Consider the following 4,423-nt stretch of genomic DNA (forward strand, 5'->3'; position numbering starts at 1 on the left):
TCGCGGCTGGCCCTGGCGCTGCTGGTCATGGGCGTCGCTCGACCGCGGGCAGTGCGCCCGTGTCGTGGCGCGAGGCCGCCGCGGCGCTGGCGGGGCCCTGGGCCGGGGCGTTCGGCGCGCCGGCGGGTGACATGGCGCAGGCCATCGTGCGCGACCTGCGCATGCCGCGTGTGGTGCTGGCGCTGCTGGTAGGCGCCACGCTGGCCCTGGTGGGCGGCCTGCTGCAAAGCACCACGCGCAACGACCTGGCCGACCCGTTCCTGTTCGGCCTGTCCTCGGGGGCTTCCACGGGTGCCGTGGCCGTCATCACGTTGACCGGCGAATGGCTGGGCGCCTGGACCTTGCCGGCCGCGACCTTCGCCGGGGCCGTGGTGGCAGCGGGCGCCGTGCTGCTGCTGGTGCGCCGCGCGGGCGGGCAGGGGCCTGCGCAGACGGTGCTGGCCGGGTTGGCGGTGTCGTTTCTGTTCGGCGCGCTGACGCACGGGCTGGTCTTTGCGGGCGATCAGCGCGCGGCGCATGCCGTGGTCTTCTGGTCGCTCGGCGGCCTGGGGCTGGCGCGGTGGGACAACCTGTGGCTGGCATGCCTGGGGCTGGCCGTGCCCATGGTGTTCGTCTGGCGCCGCCACCGCGCACTGGATGCGCTGCTGGCCGGCGACGACACCGCCCACAGCCTGGGCATCGCGCCCGAGCGGCTGCGCACGCAGGCCTTCGTGGTGGCCGCGGTGGCGACGGCCTGCTGCGTGGCGCTGGCCGGGGTGATCGGCTTCGTCGGCCTGATGGTGCCGCATCTGGCGCGGCGGCTGTCGGGGCCCCTGCATGCCGCGTTCCTGCCGTTGGCCGGGGTGATGGGGGGCGCATTGCTGCTGGCGAGCGATCTGGTGGCACGCACGCTGCTGGGCTCGCAGGAATTGCCGGTGGGCATCGTCACGGCGGGCATCGGTGCCGTGTTCGTGATGGCGCTGCTGCGGCGTCGGGTGGCGGACTGACATGGATCATCAGATGTTTTTGATCCTAAGTCATGGAAATATATTCTTTCTGGTTTGAAGGGCCGACTCCTAAGATCGCGGCAGCTTCCCTGAAAGGTGTTTTCCGTGATCCGACCGCTCTCCGTGGCAACCGACATTTCCCCAGGCCTTCCACGATCGGCTGACGCCTGGCCCGAAAGGGGCGGCGCATGAACTTTCAGCAACTGCGCTCCGTGCGGGAGGCCGTGCGCTGCGGCTTCAACCTGACCGAGGTGGCCGCCATGCTCTACACCTCGCAACCCGGCGTGAGCCGCCAGATCCGCGAGCTGGAGGAAGAGCTGGGCCTTGAAATCTTCGCCCGCGCGGGCAAGCGCCTCACCGGGCTCACGCCCCCCGGCGCCACGCTGCTGCCCATCGTCGAGCGGCTGCTTCTGGAGGCCGAGAACCTCAAGCGCGCCGGCCTGGACTTCAGCGCCGCGCAGGAAGGGCGCCTGTCCGTGGCGGCCACGCACTCCCAGGCGCGCTACGCCTTGCCCCAGGTGGTGCGCGACTTCCGGGCGCTGTACCCCCACGTGTCGCTGCACCTGCACCAGGGCTCGCCCCGCCAGGTGGCCGAAATGCTGCTGTCCGGCGAGGCCGACATCGGCGTGGCCACCGAGGCGCTGGCCGGTTACGACAGTCTGGTCACGCTGCCGTGCTACCGGTGGTCGCACAGCATCGTGGTGCCGCCGGGGCATGCGCTGCTGGACCAGGCCGAGCCCGTCACGCTGCAGCAACTGGCGCGCTTTCCGATCATCACCTATGAGTTGGGCTACACCGGCCGCGCGCACATCGACGAGGCCTTCTCGCGCGAGGGCCTGACGCCTGACGTGGTGCTGACCGCCATGGATGCCGATGTGATCAAGACCTACGTGGAACTGGGCATGGGCGTGGGGATCGTCGCCTCCATCGCCGTGGACCCCGACCGCGACCGCCACCTGCGCATGCTGGACGCGCGCCACCTCTTCGAGGTCAACCTGACCCGCCTGGGCCTGCGGCGCGGCAGCTGGATGCGCGGCTATGCCTACCGCTTCATCGAGAGCTTCGTGCCGACCCTCACGCGCGAGGCGGTGGAAGCCGCCATGAAGGCGCCCGCGCCCTGAGCCGGGCGAAAGAGGGCCAGCGAGCGCTCAGGGCGGCGGGGCAGGCTGCGACAACACCCACAGTGCGAGGGCCCGCGCCTCGGGCTCGGTGATGCGCGCCTGGCGCGGCATGATCACGCGGCCCCAGGTGCCGACGCTGCCGTTGCGGATCTTGCCGGCCAGCCGGACCGGCGCCTCCGGGTCGTTGCGGTAGCGCTCGGCGATCTGGGCGAACCCCGGCCCCACCTGCTTGCGGACCATGCCGTGGCAGGCCATGCAGCCATGCTCCTGACCCAGGTGCCGATCCTCGGCGGCCTCGCCGGTGACGGCAGCACTCGCCAGCCACAGGCCCGCCAGCACCGTCACGGCCCCGTGCCAGCCCAGCCGCGGCCCGGTGGCCGGGCCTGCGGAACGGGGCAGGGTGCGTGGGGCCATGGCGGTGCGGAAAAGGGCGTGGGTCATGCCGTCGAGCATAGCGGTGCGCATGCGGCACGATGGGATGGCGCCCAAGCACCGCCTCTGTTTTCCGGCCTGCCGTTTTGCGCATATCCAAACGCGTTCTTGTCGCTTGGGCCAGCGCATCGGCCCCGATAGATTCGCTCCAAGCCCACCGCACGGCGCAGTGGGCACTCCAGCGAAAGGACGAGGGATGACGACTGCAGCACTGCGATTTCAACGCCACCTCCCGACATGGCGCGACGGCCTGTATGCCCTGGCATTGGGCGCGGCCATCGCGCTGTGCGGCACCGCCTTCGCGGCCACGCCGGTGCCGCAGGGTCCGCTGGTCACCACCGACTGGCTGGCGCATAACCTGGACAACGCCAAGGTCCGCGTGATCGAGGTCAGCGTGAACCCTGGCCTGTACGAGCGCAGCCACGTGCCCGGCGCGGTCAACTTCTCCTGGCATTCCGACCTGAACGACAAGGTGCGCCGCGACATCGTGGGCAAGGAGGCATTCGAGGCGCTGCTGTCCAAGGCCGGCGTGGCACCGGACACCACGGTGGTGCTCTACGGCGACACCAGCAACTGGTTCGCTGCCTGGGGCGCCTGGGTGTTCGACATCTACGGCGTCAAGGACGTGAAGCTGCTGGACGGCGGCCGCAAGAAATGGGAGGCCGAGAACCGGCCGATGAACAACCGGGTGCCCGAACCCGTGGCCACCACCTACCGCGTCGCCAGCGTCAACACCCAGCTGCGGGCCCGGCTGTCCGACGCGCTGGCGGTGGCCGAAGGGCGCAGCGACGCCCGGCTGGTGGACATCCGCTCGGCGGACGAATACACCGGCAAGGTCTTCGCCCCGGCCGGCGTGCCCGAGCTGTCGGTCCGCGCGGGCCACATTCCCGGCGCGGCCAATGTGCCGTGGGGCCAGGCGGTGCGCGAAGACGGCACGTTCAAATCGGCCGAAGAATTGAAGAAGCTTTACGCCGCCGCAGGCATCGACGGCAGCAAGCCGATCATCACGTACTGCCGCATCGGCGAGCGCTCCAGCCACACCTGGTTCGCGCTGAGCAAGATCCTGGGCTACGAGGTGCGCAACTACGACGGTTCGTGGACCGAATACGGCAACGCCGTGGGCGTGCCCATCACCAACCCGTCGGGCACCCTCTGGGCCGCCAAGTAGCGCCGGGCCAAAACAGTTTGTCAGTAGGGGGTCTCTTTTCAAGCCCGCCGCGTGCGGGCTTTTTTTTTGTCCGGAGGTTTTGGCCATGCGCGTTGCGGGACTGTTGTCATGGGGATTGCTGGCCGCGGTGGGGGTTGCCGCCTTGGCGCTGCAGGCCCAGCCGGGCGGGCGCACGCTGGCTTTCTCATTGGCGGTGGGCGCCGTGCTGGGCGTGGTGCTGCAGCGGTCGCGCTTTTGCTTTTATTGCCATGCCCGCGACTGGTTCGCCGACGGCAACCCGCGCGGCCTGCTGGCCCTGGTCCTGGCGCTGGCCGTGGGCACGGTGGGATACACCGTCGTGCTGGGCAGCTGGGTGCCGGTGCCCACGGCCGGGCAATTGCCGGCGGACATGCACATCGGCCCGGTGAGCCTGGCCCTGGTGGCCGCGGGCCTGGCGTTCGGCGCCGGCATGGTGGTGTCGGGCTCATGCATCAGCGCGCACTGGTACCGGCTGGCAGAAGGCTCGCCCGTCGCGCCTTTCGCCCTGATCGGATCGGCCGGCGGGTTCATCCTGGGGTTTCGCACCTGGAACCCGCTGTACAGCGCCAGCGTGGCCGACGCACCGGTCGTGTGGCTGCCGGCGCACCTGGGTTACGGCGGCGCGCTGGCGCTGCAGCTGGGCGTGCTGGCGGCCATCGCCGCCTGGCTGTGGCGCGGATTCGCCCGCGAGGCGCCCG

5 protein-coding genes are annotated in these 4,423 nt (G+C 70.4%); 4 read left to right on the forward strand and 1 reads right to left on the reverse strand.

What is annotated here, in order from left to right; translation table 11 throughout:
- Positions 1–59 precede the first annotated feature (59 nt).
- Both AC27IO_RS21000 and AC27IO_RS21005 read left to right on the forward strand, forming a co-directional pair.
- The gene (locus AC27IO_RS21000; protein ID WP_498740582.1) at positions 60–986 is read left to right on the forward strand and encodes a FecCD family ABC transporter permease; all 927 of its coding nucleotides are present in this window, start codon (positions 60–62) and stop codon (positions 984–986) included.
- A 188-nt stretch (positions 987–1,174) separates the two neighbouring features.
- A complete protein-coding gene (locus AC27IO_RS21005) occupies positions 1,175–2,107 on the forward strand; it encodes a CysB family HTH-type transcriptional regulator (protein WP_284414432.1) in 933 nt (310 codons plus the stop codon).
- Positions 2,108–2,134: 27 nt separating this feature from the next.
- Here AC27IO_RS21005 and AC27IO_RS21010 read toward each other — a convergent pair whose 3' ends face one another.
- Positions 2,135–2,548 (reverse strand): c-type cytochrome, encoded by a 414-nt coding sequence (locus tag AC27IO_RS21010; RefSeq protein ID WP_498740576.1) that lies wholly within the window; start codon positions 2,546–2,548, stop codon positions 2,135–2,137.
- A gap of 187 nt (positions 2,549–2,735) precedes the next feature.
- Here AC27IO_RS21010 and AC27IO_RS21015 point away from each other — a divergent pair, with 187 nt between their 5' ends.
- Both AC27IO_RS21015 and AC27IO_RS21020 read left to right on the forward strand, forming a co-directional pair.
- Entirely contained in the window at positions 2,736–3,707 is a 972-nt protein-coding gene (locus tag AC27IO_RS21015) for a sulfurtransferase (protein ID WP_498740578.1), read from the forward strand.
- An 85-nt stretch (positions 3,708–3,792) separates the two neighbouring features.
- Positions 3,793–4,423 (forward strand): YeeE/YedE thiosulfate transporter family protein (locus AC27IO_RS21020; RefSeq protein WP_498740580.1); only part of this gene is annotated, 631 nt, incomplete at its 3' end.

This window comes from Acidovorax sp. KNOB132 (assembly GCF_057541515.1).